Genomic DNA, 16,399 nt, shown 5'->3' with positions numbered 1-16,399 from the left:
CGGCTCAGACCGACTCGGAGCAATACTCGGAGCATATTGCTCTGAGTATTCCGAGGCAATCCCCAACATTGCACTCGGTGCAATTCCATGATGTGATCGGGCGTACGCGAACAGAGGGGAAAGCACCGTGAAGGACTACCGGAGCGTCGCCGACGCGGTGGCCGACCAGATCCGGACCGGGATCCTCCGACCGGGCGACCAGCTGCCCCCGCAGCGCGAGTTCGCCCAGCAGTACGGCATCGCCGGCTCCACCGCCGCCCGCGTCTACCGGGAACTCGCCCGCCGGGGCCTCACCCTGGGCGAAGTGGGCCGCGGCACCTTCGTCCGCGCAGAGTCCTCCCACGTCCCCGTCGCCCCCGCACTCACCGAACCCGCGCGCAGCCGGATCGACCTGGAACTCAACTACCCGGTAGTGCCCGAGCAGACGGCGCTGCTGGCCGAGGGCCTCGCCGGGCTGATGCGGCCCGACGTCCTCGGGGACGCCCTGCGGCCGGTCGGCGCGGCCGGCCTCCCGGGCGTCCGGGAGTCGGCCGCCGACCTCCTCGCCCGCGGCGGCTGGCGCCCCGAAGCGGAGCGGGTCCTGTTCGCCGGCAACGGCCGCCAGGCCATCGCGGCCGTCATCACCGCCCTGGTGCCGCCCGGCGGGCGGCTCGGGGTCGAGGCGCTGACCTACCCCATCGTCAAGGCCGTCGCGACCCGGCTCGGCATCACGCTCGTACCGCTGGCCATGGACGGTTCCGGGCTGATCCCCGAGGCCGTCGAGGAGGCCCACCGCAGCGGCCCGCTGAGCGCCGTGTACGTACAGCCCACGCTGCACAACCCGCTCTCGCTCACCATGCCCCCGGAGCGCCTGGGACGGCTGGCCGAGGTACTGCTGCGGCTGGGGATCCCCGCGATCGAGGACACCGTCTGGGCCTTCCTCCGCGACGAACTCCCGCCGCTCGCCGCACTGGCCCCGGAGCGCACCGTTCTCCTCGACAGCCTGTCCAAGCGCGTCGCGCCCGGCCTGACCCTCGGGTTCGTCGTGGCGCCCGGCTCTCTGACGGGCGACATCGGTACGTCGCTGCGCTCAGGCGGCTGGACCCCCATGCGGTTCGCCCTGGAGTCCGCACACCGCTGGCAGCAGGACGGCACCGTGCAGGCGCTCGTCGAGGCCAAGCAGCGGGAAGCCGTCGTCCGGCAGGGCCTCGCGGCCCGTCATCTCGCCGGTTTCGACGTACAGGGCGATCCGCGCTCGTTCCACTGCTGGTGGCGGCTGCCCCGCCCGTGGCGCGCGGACGCCTTCGTCGCGGCCGCCGCGCGGCACGGCATCGGAGTGGCTCCCGCGGCCGCGTTCACCGTAGGCCGCGGCAACGCCCCACACGCCATCCGGCTGGGGCTCGCCTCGCCACGGGCCGACGTCCTCGTCCAGGCCCTGGACACCCTGGCCGAACTCGCCCGGTCCGCCCCGGACGACCTCGTCACCGACTGACCGACTGACCGGCTGGCCGGCTGGCCAGCTGGCCAGCTGACCGATGCCCTCAGGGGCCGCCGTCCGAGCCGTCGAGGAGCAGGGCGCCGAGTACGTCCAGGATCCATTCCCCACTGGTGACCGTGGCCCCGTCCCGGGTCACCGGATGCACGAGCATGCCGGTGGCCGCCAGTACCGCCAGAGCCGCCTCCTTCGCCCCGAGGGCCGGAGCCAGCCGTGAGTACAGCCGGTGGAGCCTGGCGGCGTCCCGCGCGATGATCTTTCCCTCGAAGTGCCAGTCGGGAGCCTCTTCCCGAGCCTGCTCAAGGAGCCCGAGTTCGGCGGGGACCCTGAGCGGGTCCCAGGCATCCGCATGGGCATGGAGCCAGGCGACGACGGCCGTCAGCCCGTCGTGGCCGGTGGCGGTCACCCCGGCCGTGACGGCAGGCGGCGTGACGGGAAGCGGCAGCGCCTCCCTGAGCCGCGGAAGGCTGGTGTCGATGGGGTTGAGATCGAGAACCCCGTAGAACAGCGCACGGGTCATCGCTGCCGGCCCGTTCCCCGAAATGGCACTGAACGGCTTGAGTTCCCATGAGGGATCGGCGACTGCTCGGTGGCCGTCGTCCTCGAACCGGTTGACCGCGTAGGTGCTCATGTGTGCCCGGGGAGCCAGGGGGTTCGTCTGGGCTCCCTCGGCCGCGGCACGCGTCGCGCGCCACACCAGGCTGTAGATCTCACCGAGGGACCGGTGTGCGGCGACCTTGTAGGCGGTGTCGCTGAGCCGGGCGCCGTGGTTCTCCGGAACCGGAGGCAGGTTCAGCTCCTCGAGCCGGTTGGTGAAGTAGCGGAGCGCCTCCTCCGCGATCAGTTCCCGCGCGAACTCCAGCAGTTCGTCGTGCTGCGCCGCGCTCATGAGGGCCGGAGTCAGTGCAGTGGCGAGCTCGGCGTCGAGCTGGTCGGCCGCCCCATCCGGGCTCGTGCCGAAGGGGGCGTAGTACCGCACCCTCAGCGGATGGAAGCCGCCGGTGAGTTCAGGCGTGGCAACGGCGTCCAGATCGCCTCCGGCCTCCCGCAGTGCGTGCTCGAAACCGTCCGGGGCCCAGACGAACGCCTCGGCGGGGCTCGTGGGATGAATCTTCAGCAGCCCGGCCCCGAGAAGCGATCCCAGTAAGTCGCCGACCGCTCCCCTGTCCGGGTACAGCGGCTCGGGCCACTCTCCGACATCGGCGATCGGCGAGGTCGAGGAGGCGTACCTCAGCAGTGCCAGGGTCCCGACCATGTCCTTGACCGGTGCGGAGAGCGGTCCCGTGCGCACGGCGGGGAAGACGGTCGCATAGCGCCGCGCGACAGCCTCCTTCTGAGCCTCGGCCCACGCGGCGCCGGTGTCGTGAAGGACCTCCTGATGCCGCGTCCTGGCTCTGCCGTCCTCCCTCTTCTCCTTGCGAGCCGGATCGAGGACCAGGCGCACCGCGGAAAGCAGCCACTCCGTGCACTCCACACAGGCGGAATCCCGACCGGCGCACACCTGCTGGAAGGCGGTCCGCGACGTGAGGCTCAGCGGCCCCGCGCAGTCGGGACACGTCCGCCCCGGGACCACGGCGCGCACACCGGCCGCCGCGACGGCATAGATCTGGTGCCCCCACCCCGCAGTGTCGATGTCCTTGGCCTTCTCGCACCACACGGGTGTACCGAACTCCGGGGAGAAGCCCGCCAGGGCCCAATAGCGTTCACCGATCACGATGAGGTCGGGGTCGGCCCCGGGGTTCGGGACGATTCCCGGAACGAGCTTGCCAAGATCTTCAAGAACCGACCGCGGGTCGGGAAGGTCGTTCACGCCGCCACTGTAGAGCGGGGCCCCCACAGCGCGGGGTGAAATGGACTGTTCTGCCCACCACGACCTCGGGCAGGCCCCGGCTCCCCCTCCGTGGCCCACTCCGTCCCGCCACGACGGCGAAAGACCCCCTTGACCTACGTTTCCGCAGGTCAAGGGGGTCTAACGAATGTGGAGCCTAGGAGATTCGAACTCCTGACATCTGCCTTGCAAAGGCAGCGCTCTACCAACTGAGCTAAGGCCCCGTATGCGGGCACGGCCGTCCTCCGGGGAGGGGGTGACCGTTCCGTAGGACAGAGTACCGGGTGTACCCCCTCATCCCGCAAAATGATAGGGACTCCCGCCCCGCGACCACTCTCCGTAAGATGCTCGCGAGGTTCGCACCAGCGAAGGGGAGTAGTAAGAGTGGACGCAGTACAGCAAGAGGCGACCGCCAGAGCCAGGGAACTCCAGCGGAGTTGGTACGGGGAGCCGCTCGGCGCGCTCTTCCGCCGGCTCATAGATGACCTCGGTTTGAACCAGGCCCGCCTCGCTGCCGTCCTCGGACTGTCGGCGCCGATGCTGTCCCAGCTGATGAGCGGTCAGCGGGCCAAGATCGGCAACCCCGCCGTGGTCCAGCGGGTTCAGGCTCTCCAGGACCTCGCCGGCCAGGTGGCCGACGGGAGCGTCAGCGCGGGAGAGGCGACCGACCGGATGGACGAGATCAAGAAGACCCAGGGAGGTTCCGTCCTCAGCAACAGCACCAGCCAGGCCGCCACCGGTTCCGGCGCACCCACCGTCAAGCGCGTCGTACGCGAGATCCAGTCGCTGCTGCGCTCGGTCTCCGCAGCCGGCGACATCATCGACGCGGCGGACACCCTCGCCCCGACCCACCCGGAACTGGCAGAGTTCCTCCGGGTGTACGGAGCGGGCCGCACCTCCGACGCCGTCGCGCACTACGAATCGCACCAGAACTGACACGCAACGCACGCGACAGACACAGCTGACGACGGGGGACGGGCGCAGCAATGGGTGAGATCTTCGCCGGCCGGTACGAACTGATCGACCCGATCGGGCGTGGCGGCGCCGGCGCCGTATGGCGTGCCTGGGACCACCGGCGCCGCCGGTACGTCGCAGCGAAGGTCCTCCTGCAGAGCGATGCCCACACCCTGCTGCGGTTCGTCCGCGAGCAGGCGCTGCGGATCGATCACCCGCACGTGCTGGCCCCGGCCAGTTGGGCGGCGGACGACGACAAGGTCCTCTTCACCATGGACCTCGTCGCCGGAGGTTCGCTCGCCCATGTGATCGGGGACTACGGGGCCCTGCCGCCCCGGTTCGTGTGCACGCTGCTCGACCAGCTCCTGTCGGGGCTGGCGGCGGTGCATGCGGAGGGTGTCGTCCACCGCGACATCAAACCGGCCAACATCCTGATGGAGGCCACTGGAACCGGGCGGCCGCACCTGCGGCTGTCCGACTTCGGCATCGCCATGCGCAAGGGCGAGCCCCGGCTGACCGAGACCGCCTACGTGGTCGGCACGCCGGGCTATCTCGCGCCCGAACAACTCCTCGGCTCCGAACCCGACTTCACCGCCGACCTGTTCGCCGTCGGACTGGTCGGCCTCTACCTCCTCAAGGGCGCCAAGCCCGACTCCCAGGCCCTCGTGGAGCAGTTCTTCACCCACGGCACCCCCGGCGCCCCGGAGGGCGTTCCCGCGCCGCTGTGGGACGTCCTGGCCGCGCTGCTGCAGCCGGACCCCCGCAGCAGGTTCCAGACGGCCACCGGGGCGCGCAGGGCCCTCGCCGAGGCCGTGGAGCTGCTGCCGCCGCCCGGCCAGGACGGAGATCCGGTCGGGGTGGTCGAGGTGTTCGACCAACTGGGCCCGGTGCCCGCCGGTTTCACGCCCCAAGAGCCCCGAGGGCCCCAGGGACCGCGACCGTCACAGCCGGCCACTGACGCGGACACCGACGCGCACCAAACCGAGCACCGGGCCGCGCACGAAGCCCGGTACCAAGCCCCATACCAAGCCCCATACCAAGCTCCGTACGAGACCCCGCCCACGGCCCCCCACGCGGCCCCGGCCGTCACCGTGCCCGCGCAGCCCGACGACGCCCGCACCCCCGTCACCACTCCCCTCGGGGTCTTCGGGCCCTCGGAGACGGGCAGCTTCCACCTCCCGCCGCCCCTCCTCGCCGCCGCCCCGACGCCGGATACGCCGCATACGCCTCAGACGACGCCGACGACGCCGACGACCCCCTACGCGCATCCGTACCAGCAGCCCGCGCACACGCCCGCCACACCCCGCACGAGCACGCTCGCGCCGCCGCCCCCGAAGGTCACCGCCGGGATCCTGCTCGCCGCCGTGCTGTGCTTCGCCGTCGGAGTCTGGGCGCTGACCCAGCTCTAGGTCGCGTCCTGGGCGGAACGCCGCCGGGACAGCAGGATCCAGCCGCCCAGGACGAGCAGCAGCACCGTCCCCGTGCCGAAGCCGGCGCCCGCGACCACCCGCATCACCGACCGGTTCGCGGCGACGGCATCGGCCTCCACCGCCGTGGTGCCCTCCTTGGCGGCGGTGCGGTCCCCCGCCCCCACCCCGAACCCGCCGGCCGCGAGGTCCTCCGCGTACGCCGGGGCCTTGCCCGGAGCTCCGATGATCTGCGTGCGCAGGGTCAGCGGGACGGGCACCGCCTCCTTGGTGAACTCCCCGACCTTCCCCGCCATGGTCACCGCGACGTAGTACCAGCCGGCCACCCGGACCGCCCCGACCTTCCGGTCGGAGGCGAAGCGGTTCTCGTAGGCCACCGGCGGAGTCCGCGGCAGGGTGAGCCCCGCCTGCTTCCCGTCATACGAGGCGTCCTCGCCGTCGATCAGCGACCGGTACGGGCTGTACAGCGAGACGGAGAGCCCGGGCGAGGCGTACCCGGAGTCCTTCGTCAGCTGGCCGGCGGAGAGCTCGGCCGCGAGGCCCAACTGCTGTCCCCAGTCGAGCGGCACCCGGTAGTAGAGGGTCTGGCCGGGGCGCAGTTCGTCGCTCCAGACGCCGCTGTCCAGGGCCCGCGCGTCGTTGAAGCCGGTCCCGCCCGTGCGCGGCGCCGCATCGCTGCCGGGCAGGGTCGGGGAGGCGGAGGGCCAGACGCTGGGGGCGGCGGCGGGCGCGTTGCTGCCGCCGAGCTCCGGCTCGCGCTGAACCCGCAGCTCCAGGGGCCAGGCCGCCGGGTCGCCGTCCTTGGCCGTCTCGCGCGTGACCTTGACGTAGTAGGTGCCGCCGCCCTGACAGGCGGCGTCCTCCTGCCTGACCCGGGCTCCCACGGCGCTGACGGGGACGGGGTCGTAGCCGAAGCCCACCCGCCCGGGGCTGCCCATGCAGGAGCGGTTCTCGATGGTGAGGACGTCCACTTCCAGGACGTCGCTGTAGCCCACCTTGGCGCCGCCCGGGGGCTGGAGCACGCCGGAGACGTACACGGTCGAGCGGTCGTCGAGGTTGAGCCGGTAGTACCGCTCCCCCGGAGCGATCGAGTCCTTGTAGACCGAGCCGGCCTTCAGCTCCGGGGCACCGGCCGTGGACGGCTTCCCCTCGACCGCCTGCGCCCCGTCGGCGCCCCGGTAGGCGGGCACCGGCTGCGGGGTCCCCTCCGCGACCGCGGCCCCCGGCAGCGCCGCGAGCAGCCCGAGGGCGGCCATCGCCGCCGCAGCGGTCGTCCGTACCCGACGTACCCCACCCATCACACGCACCCACCCCGAGTTTGCCAACGCAAGCAAGTTCTTTGCATATTGCAATATTTCGTCACAGAGCAGCACAAAGCCCCGACCGCAGCGGCAGTCGGGGCTCTGGGATCAACCTCGGGTCTCACACACCGGAACCAGAAGGCACGGAGTCAGTTGCCTCCGTCCACAGGTCCTGCTCTGCGCGGTCCGCCTGGATCTGGCGGTACACGAGGAGCCCGCCGATGGCGGCCAGTGCGACCAGGAGCAGCTTCTTCACCGCGCGACCTCGTCTTTCGTTGACGTAGGGGACTTCTGGCGCCCAACAATACACACCGACCGATACCGATCGGTGACCTACCGGCCCATCAACTGATCCACCAACTGGCCCAACGACAAAGACCCCCAGGCCATGGGCCTGGGGGTCTTCGACACTGTGGGGCTAACAGGATTTGAACCTGTGGCCTCATCCTTATCAGGGATGCGCTCTAACCAACTGAGCTATAGCCCCATCCGCGCTGCGCGCTGACTTCTGAAGGTTAGCGCACAGACCCGGTGACTCCAAAATCGATAGCGGCGGCCCGTCTGCGCAGGTCATCCGCCCCGTCCTCGGAGGCCTACTCGTCCTCGGCGAGCGTCAGCTCCACACCGCCGACGAAGCCCGCCGACAGGTTGTAGATGAACGCGCCCAGGGTCGCCAGCGCCGTCATGAGCACCACGTCGATGACCGAGATCACCGTCGTGAACATCAGGACGCGCGGCAGCGACAGGAAGGTCTGGAGGTCGAAGCCGTTGCTCTCGTTCGAGCCGGTCGCCTCACTGATCGTGCCGCCGACGCTGGAGAAGATGCCCATGGCGTCCATGACCATCCACAGCACCACCGACGCGACGATCGTGCACACGCCCAGCGCGATCGACAGCAGGAAGCTGACCTTCATCACCGACCACGGGTCGGCCTTGGCCACCCGGAGCCGCGCCTTGCGCGTCCTGGGCGCCATACGGGCCCCCGTGCGCGGCTTGCGCTGCGCGCCGGGGTCGCCCGCCCCGCGCGGCGCCCCGGGGCCCGGGGGCACCGAGTACGCCTGCGGCGGGTGGTACGGCGGCTGAGGGCCGGCCCCCGCCTGAGTCTGATGCGCCTGAGGCGACTGAGGCGGCTGCGGTCCTCGGGTGTCCGTCACGGTTCCCCCCTGGGAGTCCGCGGCGGGGCCACGGGCACCGTTCGCTCCAGTGTTGGCCGGTCCGGCGCCCGTGGCTCCGCTCACGCTTACTCCTCGTGCTCCCCAGCCGAGGGCTCCGTGCCCCCGGCGGCCTCGACGGCCTGTCCTTCGACGGCCGCCTCGGTCCCGATCTCGTTCTCGCTGTCGTCGACCTCGTCAGTTTCCTGACCGGCCTCCGCGTTGCGGGCGATGCCGACGACGGCATCCCGCTTGCCCAGGTTGATCAGCTGGACGCCCATGGTGTCACGGCCGGTCTCCCGTACTTCGTTGACGCGCGTACGAATCACACCACCGCTGAGCGTGATGGCGAGGATTTCGTCCGTTTCATCCACCACGAGCGCCCCGACGAGCGAGCCGCGGTCCTCCACGATCTTCGCGGCCTTGATGCCCAGGCCGCCACGGCCCTGGACGCGGTACTCGTCCACCGGCGTCCGCTTGGCGTAGCCGCCGTCGGTCGCGGTGAAGACGAACGTACCGGGCCGGACCACGCTCATGGAGAGCAGTTCGTCCCCTCCGCGGAAACTCATGCCCTTCACGCCCGAGGTGGCGCGGCCCATCGGGCGCAGCGCGTCGTCGGTCGCCGTGAAGCGGATCGACTGCGCCTTCTTGCTGATGAGCAGCAGGTCGTCCTCGGCGGACACCAGCTCGGCGCCGATCAGCTCGTCGTCGCTGCCGTCCTCCGTCTCCCGGAGGTTGATCGCGATGACGCCACCCGAACGGGGAGAGTCGTAGTCCTTGAGCGCCGTCTTCTTCACCAGGCCGCCCTTGGTGGCCAGGATCAGGTACGGGGCGATCTCGTAGTCGCGGATCGCGAGGATCTGGGCGATCTTCTCGTCCGGCTGGAAGGCCAGCAGGTTCGCCACGTGCTGCCCGCGGGCGTCACGGCCGGCGTCCGGCAGCTCGTACGCCTTGGAGCGGTAGACGCGGCCCTTGTTCGTGAAGAACAGCAGCCAGTGGTGCGTGGTGGACACGAAGAAGTGGTCGACGAGGTCGTCCTGCTTCAGCTTCGTGCCGCGCACGCCCTTGCCGCCGCGCTTCTGCGAGCGGTAGTCCTCGGTCTTGGTGCGCTTGACGTACCCGCCGTGGGTGATCGTGACGACGATGTCCTCTTCGGCGATCAGGTCCTCCATGGACATGTCGCCGTCGAAGGGCACCAGCTTGGAACGCCGGTCGTCGCCGAACTTCTCGACGATGGCCGCCAGTTCCTCGCTGACGATCTGGCGCTGGCGCTCCTCGGAGGCCAGGATCGCGTTGTACTCGTTGATCTTCGCCTGGAGTTCGTCGTGCTCGGCGACGATCTTCTGCCGCTCCAGGGCCGCGAGGCGGCGGAGCTGCATCTCCAGGATCGCGTTCGCCTGGATCTCGTCGATCGACAGCAGGCCCATCAGGCCCTCGCGGGCGATCTCGACCGTGTTGCTGCGCCGGATCAGCGCGATGACCTCGTCGATCGCGTCCAGCGCCTTGAGCAGACCGCGCAGGATGTGGGCGCGCTCCTCCGCCTTGCGCAGGCGGAACTTCGTGCGCCGGACGATGACCTCGATCTGGTGCGTCACCCAGTGGCGGATGAAGGCGTCGATCGACAGCGTGCGCGGCACGCCGTCCACCAGCGCCAGCATGTTCGCGCCGAAGTTCGTCTGCAGGTCGGTGTGCTTGTAGAGGTTGTTCAGCACGACCTTGGCGACGGCGTCGCGCTTGAGGACGATCACCAGGCGCTGGCCGGTCCGGGACGAGGTCTCGTCGCGGACGTCGGCGATGCCGCCGACCTTGCCGTCCTTCACCAGGTCGGCGATCTTCTGCGCCAGGTTGTCGGGGTTGGTCTGGTACGGAAGCTCCGTGACCACCAGGCACTGGCGGTTCTGGATCTCCTCGACCTCGACCACCGCGCGCATCGTGATGGAGCCGCGACCGGTCCGGTACGCCTCCTCGATGCCCTTGCGGCCCACGACCAGGGCGCCCGACGGGAAGTCCGGGCCCTTGATCCGCTCGATGAGCGCGTCCTGGAGCTCCTCGTGCGAGGCCTCCGGGTGCTCCAGCGCCCACTGGGCGCCGGCCGCGACCTCGCGCAGGTTGTGCGGCGGGATGTTGGTGGCCATGCCGACCGCGATGCCGGCGGAGCCGTTGATCAGCAGGTTCGGGAACCGCGCCGGCAGGACCGTGGGCTCCTGGTTGCGGCCGTCGTAGTTGTCCGTGAAGTCGACGGTCTCCTCGTCGATGTCCCGGAGCATCTCCATGGCCAGCGGCATGAGCTTGCACTCGGTGTAGCGCATCGCGGCCGCCGGGTCGTTGCCCGGGGAGCCGAAGTTGCCGTTGGAGTCCACGAGCGGCATGCGCAGCGACCACGGCTGGGCCAGGCGGACCAGGGCGTCGTAGATCGAGGAGTCACCGTGCGGGTGGTACGTACCCATGACGTCGCCGACGACGCGGGCGCACTTGTAGAAGCCCTTCTCGGGCCGGTAGCCGCCGTCGTACATCGCGTACAGCACACGGCGGTGGACCGGCTTGAGGCCGTCCCGTACGTCGGGCAGCGCGCGGGAGACGATGACGGACATCGCGTAGTCGAGGTAGGAGCGCTGCATCTCCGTCTCGAGCCCGACGGGCTCGATGCGTACGACGGGCTGCTCCTCCGCGGATTCCGCGGCGGTGGGGGTGATTTCGTCGGCCATTGCTGGTCAGAAGTCCTTTCGGGCGGTCAGCTGAGCCGACTCAGATGTCGAGGAAGCGAACGTCCTTGGCGTTGCGCTGGATGAAGGAGCGCCGGGCTTCGACGTCCTCACCCATCAGCACCGAGAACAGGTCGTCGGCCTGCGCGGCGTCGTCCAGGGTGACCTGGCCCAGCACGCGGTGGTCGACGTCCATCGTGGTGATGCGCAGCTCCTCGGCGTTCATCTCGCCCAGACCCTTGAAGCGCTGGATCGAGTCTTCCTTGATCCGCTTGCCGTTCTGCTTGCCGAGCGCCACCAGCGCGTCGCGCTCGCGGTCCGAGTACGCGTACTCGAAGTCGTCCCGGCCCCACTTGATCTTGTAGAGCGGCGGACGCGACAGGTACACGTGACCGGCCTCGACCAGCGGCCGCATGAAGCGGAACAGGAAGGTCAGCAGCAGGGTGTTGATGTGCTGGCCGTCGACGTCGGCGTCCGCCATCAAGATGATCTTGTGATACCGGAGCTTCTCGATGTTGAAGTCCTCGTGCACACCGGTACCGAAAGCACTGATCAGAGCCTGGACCTCGGTGTTCTGGAGGATCTTGTCGATCCGCGCCTTCTCGACGTTCAGGATCTTGCCGCGGATCGGCAGGATGGCCTGGTACATCGGGTTGCGGCCGGACTTCGCCGAACCGCCGGCCGAGTCGCCCTCGACGATGAAGATCTCGCACTTGGTCGGGTCGTTGGACTGGCAGTCCGACAGCTTGCCCGGCAGCGAGGCGCTCTCCAGCAGACCCTTGCGGCGGGTGAGGTCGCGGGCCTTACGGGCCGCGACGCGCGCCGTGGCCGCGTTGATCGACTTGCGGATGATGTCCGCGGCTTCGACCGGGTTGCGGTCGAACCAGTCGTTGAGGTGCTCGTGGACGACCTTCTGCACGAAGGTCTTGGCCTCCGTGTTGCCCAGCTTGGTCTTCGTCTGGCCCTCGAACTGCGGCTCGCCCAGCTTGATCGAGATGATCGCCGTCAGACCCTCGCGGATGTCCTCGCCGGCGAGGTTGTCGTCCTTCTCGCGGAGGAACTTCTTCTCGCGCGCGTAGCGGTTGACCAGGCCGGTCATCGCCGCGCGGAAGCCCTCTTCGTGCGTGCCGCCCTCGTGCGTGTGGATCGTGTTCGCGAAGGAGTAGACGCCCTCGGTGTACTGCGAGTTCCACTGCATCGCGATCTCGACCGAGAGCATGCGCTCCTTGTCCTCGGCCTCGACGTCGATGACGGTCGGGTGGATCATCTCGCCCTTGCGCGAGTTGAGGTACTTCACGAAGTCGACGATGCCGCCCTCGTAGTGGTACTTGACCGTGCGCGCCTGCTGGTCGTCGGTCTCCTCGGCGGTGTCCGCGCCCATCGTGGCCTTCGCCGACTCTCGCTCGTCCGTCAGCGAGAGGGTCAGGCCCTTGTTGAGGAAGGCCATCTCCTGGAAGCGGCGCGAGAGCGTCTCGAAGGAGTACTCGGTCGTCTCGAAGATGTCGCCGTCGGCCCAGAAGGTGACCGAGGTGCCCGTCTCGGACGTCTCCTCGTTCTTGGCGAGGGCGGCCGTCGGGACACCGAGCTTGTAGTCCTGGGTCCAGCGGTAGCCGTCGGTCTTGACCTCGACCGCGACCTTGGTCGACAGGGCGTTCACGACGGAGACGCCGACGCCATGCAGACCGCCGGAGACGGCGTAGCCGCCGCCGCCGAACTTGCCGCCCGCGTGCAGGACCGTCAGCACGACCTCGACGGCCGGCTTCCCCTCGGACGGCACGATGCCGACCGGGATACCGCGGCCGTTGTCGACCACGCGCACGCCGCCGTCGGCGAGGATCGTCACGTCGATGGTGTCCGCGTGCCCTGCCAGGGCCTCGTCGACCGAGTTGTCGACCACCTCGTACACGAGGTGGTGGAGCCCGCGCTCACCGGTCGAGCCGATGTACATGCCGGGCCGCTTGCGGACCGCGTCCAGGCCCTCAAGGACCTGGATCGCACTGGCGTCGTACGAGGACGTGACCTCGCCGTTCTGGCCGACTGTGGACTGGTTGTCGTTGGGGTTGCCGGAATCGGCCACGAAGCGCCCTTTCTGGCACAGCACAGGCCGTACTCCGGGCCGGCATGCATGCAAGCGGGAGCGGCTGCGTCGATCTGCGTTGTCAGCGGTGGTCAGCTTTACTCGACTGAATCCCGCGCGTGCGCGGGATTCTCGTTCAGTCTACCGGTATCACCCCCATGAATGGGCGTTTGCCGGTCCCTGAGTCCGCATGTGCCGCCCGGAAACTCCTCTCTCCGACTCCCCATATCCAGGGAGGGGCTCAAAGAGGCTCACACGGGCATTGAGCGCTTCGGGCTGTCAACCTCTCGCTACCGTGAGGGACACCACCCGCACAGCCGTCCGTACGTTCGTCCGCCGGATCCCTACTCACCCGTACGGGTGCCCGCGGCGTGCGGGCTCACGGGCATCGGGCACGGGCCGGCGCACGACCGGAACACGCACGGTCGAGCCCGCTGGTTCAAGCCCGCCGGTTCGGGCGCCCCGCGTTCGCCCCGCCCCGCGTTCGGGCGCCCCGCGTTCGGCGCGCGGAGTCAGGCCCGCGGGGTCAGGCCCGCCGGCTCACCCGTAGGTGTCGCCCGGGCCGGTGCTCCCCGGGGCCCGCCAGGGGCCGTACCGCTTCGGTCCGCCGCCCGGGCCGTGGACCTTGATCAGCCGGACGGTGCCCTGCCCCAGGTCCGCGTTGAGCCGGGCCACCAGCTGCGGGGCCAGCAGCTTCAGCTGCGCCGCCCACGCCGAGGAATCGCAGCGCACCACCAGTTCGCGGTCCTCGTACCGGTCCGGCACGCAGTGCGTGGCGATGTCCTGGCCGACGATCTCCGGCCAGCGCTCCATCACGCCCGCCACCGCCATCGGCATCTCCCAGCCGCGCTCCGTGCGCAGCCGGTCCAGCGCCGCCATCAGCGGCATCGGGTCCCGGCCGTCCGCGCGCGCGCCCGAGCGCAGGCCCGGCTGGTACCGGCCCTTCTTGTTCTGCGCCGCGTTGCCGCGCGCCCGCGCCTGCTCCCGCGCCGCCGCCAGCGCCTGGCGCGCCAGGTCCACTCCGGAGGGCTCGGCCGCCTTGCGCGGCGCATCCTGCGCCTGTTCCTGCGGCGGGTCCTGCTCCTTGCCGCTCACAGCCGGGTCACCTCCCCGCCGGACACCGCGAACCGGGTCCCGACCAGCACCCCGGGCACGTCGTCGTCGACCGCGGCCGTCACCAGCACCTGCTCGCCGGGCGCCACCAGCTCCGCCAGCCGCTCCCGGCGCCGCGCGTCCAGCTCCGCGAACACGTCGTCGAGGATCAGCACCGGCTCGCTGCCCTCCGAGCGCAGCAGCTCGTAGGAGGCCAGCCGCAGCGCCAGCGCGTACGACCAGGACTCGCCGTGGCTCGCGTACCCCTTGGCCGGCAGCTCCCCGAGGCGCAGCACCACGTCGTCGCGGTGCGGGCCGACCAGGGTCACCCCGCGCTCGATCTCCTGCTTGCGCACCTCCGCCAGCGCGCCGAGGAGGACCTCGTACAGCGCCTCGCGGGTGCGGGCCTCGCCGTTGTCCACCTGCTCGCCCGCGGAGGACTTGTAGGCCACGCCGAGCGGTCCGCCGCCGGGCGCGAGCTGCTCGTACGCCTTGTCCGCCAGCGGCAGCAGCGTCGCGATCAGGTCGAGCCGCTGGGCCAGCAGCTCCGCGCCCGTGCGCGCCAGGTGCTGGTCCCACACGTCGAGGGTGGACAGGTCCATGGAGCGGCCGCCGTGCCGGCGGGCCATCGCCGCCGACTTCAGCAGGGTGTTGCGCTGCTTGAGCACCCGTTCGTAGTCCGAGCGGACGGCCGCCATGCGCGGCGAGCGGGCCGTGACCAGCTCGTCGAGGAAGCGGCGCCGCTCGCCGGGGTCGCCCTTGACCAGGGCCAGGTCCTCGGGGGCGAACAGCACCGTGCGCACGATGCCCAGCACGTCCCTCGGCCTGACCTGCGAGGACCTGTTGATCCTGGCCCGGTTGGCGCGGCCCGGGTTCAGCTCCAGCTCGACGAGCTGCTGCCGCTCGCCCTGGGTGACGGCGGCCCGGATGACGGCGCGCTCGGCGCCCATCCGCACGAGCGGAGCGTCCGCGGAGACGCGGTGGCTGCCGAGGGTCGCGAGGTAGCCGATCGCCTCGACGAGATTGGTCTTGCCCTGCCCGTTGGGGCCGACGAAAGCGGTGACGCCCGGGTCGAGGGGAACCTCAGCCCGGGCGTACGAGCGGAAGTCGGCCAACGAGAGATGCGAAACGTGCATACGGCGCCGACCTCCCCCGGCTTCCTGCTGCTCTGCCGTGCTCCGCTCCACAGGCTGTGCACATGTGCACGTGTGGACTGTGGACCTGTGGAGCGGTTGTGGATTACTTCTTCTCGACCGCGTGGCCGCCGAACTGGTTGCGCAGCGCGGCGATCATCTTCATCTGCGGGGAGTCGTCCTGGCGCGACGCGAAGCGCGCGAAGAGCGAGGCCGTGATCGCCGGCAGCGGCACGGCGTTGTCGATCGCGGCCTCGACCGTCCAGCGGCCCTCGCCGGAGTCCTGCGCGAAGCCGCGCAGCTGCTGCAGGTGCTCGTCCTCGTCCAGCGCGTTCACGGCCAGGTCCAGCAGCCAGGAACGGATGACCGTGCCCTCCTGCCAGGACCGGAACACCTCGCGGACGTCGGTGACCGAGTCGACCTTCTCCAGGAGCTCCCAGCCCTCGGCATAGGCCTGCATCATGGCGTACTCGATGCCGTTGTGGACCATCTTCGCGAAGTGGCCGGCGCCGATCTTGCCGGCGTGCACGGCACCGAACTCACCCTCGGGCTTGAGGGCGTCGAAGACGGGCTGGACAGCCGCGACGTGCTCCTTGTCGCCGCCGTACATCAGCGCGTAGCCGTTCTCCAGGCCCCAGACGCCGCCCGAGACGCCGCAGTCGACGAAGCCGATGCCCTTGGCGGCCAGCTCGGCGCCGTGCTTCTCGTCGTCGGTCCAGCGCGAGTTGCCGCCGTCGACGACGATGTCGCCCGGCGAGAGCAGGCCGGCGAGCTCGTCCACGGTGGACTGGGTCGCGGCGCCCGCCGGGACCATCACCCACACCACGCGGGGGGCCTGCAGGCTGTCCACAAGTTCCGACAGGCTGTGGACATCGGCGAGGTCCGGGTTGCGGTCGTATCCGATGACGGTGTGGCCGGCGCGGCGGATGCGCTCGCGCATGTTGCCGCCCATCTTGCCGAGACCGACGAGACCAAGCTCCATCAGGTGGTTCCTTAAGCGTTGTGGCCGTCTGTGCCGGGGTGCACCCCTGCCCGGGGACATCCCTCCGTGCCGAGCCTACGCCGGGCCGTGCCGCCCGGCGCCACGGGCACTCCGGGTGTCGGCGCCGAGGCGGGCGGCGGGCCGCGCACGAGGCTCCGCAGGCCCTCCGTACGGGCTCCCGCGAGGCCGCTGCCGGGCTGCTACGGGGCTGCGCGGGCGGGTGGCGGCGCAACGCCCTCGGGCCCGGTCCCGCGGGAAGCGGGGCCGGGCCCGAGGGG

Annotated in this window: 12 protein-coding genes and 2 tRNA genes; 3 read left to right on the top strand and 11 right to left on the bottom strand. The window is 70.4% G+C overall.

From position 1 onward, the window contains the following. Positions 1 to 127: 127 nt before the first annotated feature. Positions 128 to 1,471, top strand: coding sequence for an aminotransferase-like domain-containing protein (locus tag AC061S_RS08380; protein WP_478685198.1), 1,344 nt, complete (start codon positions 128 to 130; stop codon positions 1,469 to 1,471). A gap of 49 nt (positions 1,472 to 1,520) precedes the next feature. Here AC061S_RS08380 and AC061S_RS08375 read toward each other — a convergent pair whose 3' ends face one another. Continuing rightward, entirely contained in the window at positions 1,521 to 3,284 is a 1,764-nt protein-coding gene (locus tag AC061S_RS08375; protein WP_478685197.1) for a hypothetical protein, read from the bottom strand. Positions 3,285 to 3,453: 169 nt separating this feature from the next. Next, positions 3,454 to 3,526 (bottom strand) — tRNA-Ala (locus AC061S_RS08370). A 160-nt stretch (positions 3,527 to 3,686) separates the two neighbouring features. Between AC061S_RS08370 and AC061S_RS08365 the strand changes: the two genes are divergently transcribed. Further along, on the top strand, positions 3,687 to 4,238 hold the full coding sequence (locus AC061S_RS08365; RefSeq protein ID WP_478685196.1) for a helix-turn-helix domain-containing protein: 552 nt from the start codon (positions 3,687 to 3,689) through the stop codon (positions 4,236 to 4,238). Positions 4,239 to 4,288: 50 nt separating this feature from the next. Further along, complete coding sequence (locus AC061S_RS08360; RefSeq protein WP_478685195.1) at positions 4,289 to 5,665, top strand: serine/threonine-protein kinase; 1,377 nt, start codon at positions 4,289 to 4,291, stop codon at positions 5,663 to 5,665. Here AC061S_RS08360 and AC061S_RS08355 read toward each other — a convergent pair. The 9 genes from AC061S_RS08355 to gnd all read right to left on the bottom strand — a co-directional run bounded on the left by AC061S_RS08355 (position 5,662) and on the right by gnd (position 16,121). After that, the gene (locus tag AC061S_RS08355; protein ID WP_478685194.1) at positions 5,662 to 6,981 is read right to left on the bottom strand and encodes a hypothetical protein; all 1,320 of its coding nucleotides are present in this window, start codon (positions 6,979 to 6,981) and stop codon (positions 5,662 to 5,664) included. The two genes, AC061S_RS08360 and AC061S_RS08355, sit on opposite strands and share 4 nt — an antisense overlap. Before the next feature lie 124 nt (positions 6,982 to 7,105). Next, on the bottom strand, positions 7,106 to 7,240 hold the full coding sequence (locus tag AC061S_RS08350) for a DLW-39 family protein (RefSeq protein WP_208809277.1): 135 nt from the start codon (positions 7,238 to 7,240) through the stop codon (positions 7,106 to 7,108). Between the two features lie 157 nt (positions 7,241 to 7,397). Continuing rightward, positions 7,398 to 7,471, bottom strand: a tRNA-Ile gene (locus AC061S_RS08345). A gap of 106 nt (positions 7,472 to 7,577) precedes the next feature. After that, on the bottom strand, positions 7,578 to 8,222 hold the full coding sequence (locus AC061S_RS08340) for a DUF3566 domain-containing protein (protein ID WP_478685193.1): 645 nt from the start codon (positions 8,220 to 8,222) through the stop codon (positions 7,578 to 7,580). Between the two features lie 2 nt (positions 8,223 to 8,224). Next, complete coding sequence (gyrA, locus tag AC061S_RS08335; RefSeq protein ID WP_478685192.1) at positions 8,225 to 10,840, bottom strand: DNA gyrase subunit A; 2,616 nt, start codon at positions 10,838 to 10,840, stop codon at positions 8,225 to 8,227. A 40-nt stretch (positions 10,841 to 10,880) separates the two neighbouring features. Further along, positions 10,881 to 12,938, bottom strand: a complete 2,058-nt coding sequence (gyrB, locus tag AC061S_RS08330; protein ID WP_478685191.1) for a DNA topoisomerase (ATP-hydrolyzing) subunit B — start codon at positions 12,936 to 12,938, stop codon at positions 10,881 to 10,883. 516 nt (positions 12,939 to 13,454) lie between these two features. Further along, positions 13,455 to 14,009: a DciA family protein gene (locus tag AC061S_RS08325; RefSeq protein WP_478685190.1), complete on the bottom strand. Its 555-nt coding sequence runs from the start codon at positions 14,007 to 14,009 to the stop codon at positions 13,455 to 13,457. Continuing rightward, positions 14,006 to 15,142 carry a DNA replication/repair protein RecF gene (gene recF, locus AC061S_RS08320; protein WP_478685189.1) on the bottom strand — a complete coding sequence of 379 codons (1,137 nt, stop codon included), beginning with the start codon at positions 15,140 to 15,142 and terminating at the stop codon, positions 14,006 to 14,008. The genes AC061S_RS08325 and recF overlap by 4 nt, the downstream gene beginning before the upstream one ends. 103 nt (positions 15,143 to 15,245) lie before the next feature. After that, on the bottom strand, positions 15,246 to 16,121 hold the full coding sequence (gene gnd / locus AC061S_RS08315; RefSeq protein WP_243331108.1) for a phosphogluconate dehydrogenase (NAD(+)-dependent, decarboxylating): 876 nt from the start codon (positions 16,119 to 16,121) through the stop codon (positions 15,246 to 15,248). Positions 16,122 to 16,399 lie beyond the last annotated feature (278 nt).

It is taken from the genome of Streptomyces sp. CA189 (assembly GCF_056428985.1).
Note: the sequence above shows the minus strand (reverse complement) of the source record. Positions and strands in the feature narration are given on the sequence as shown.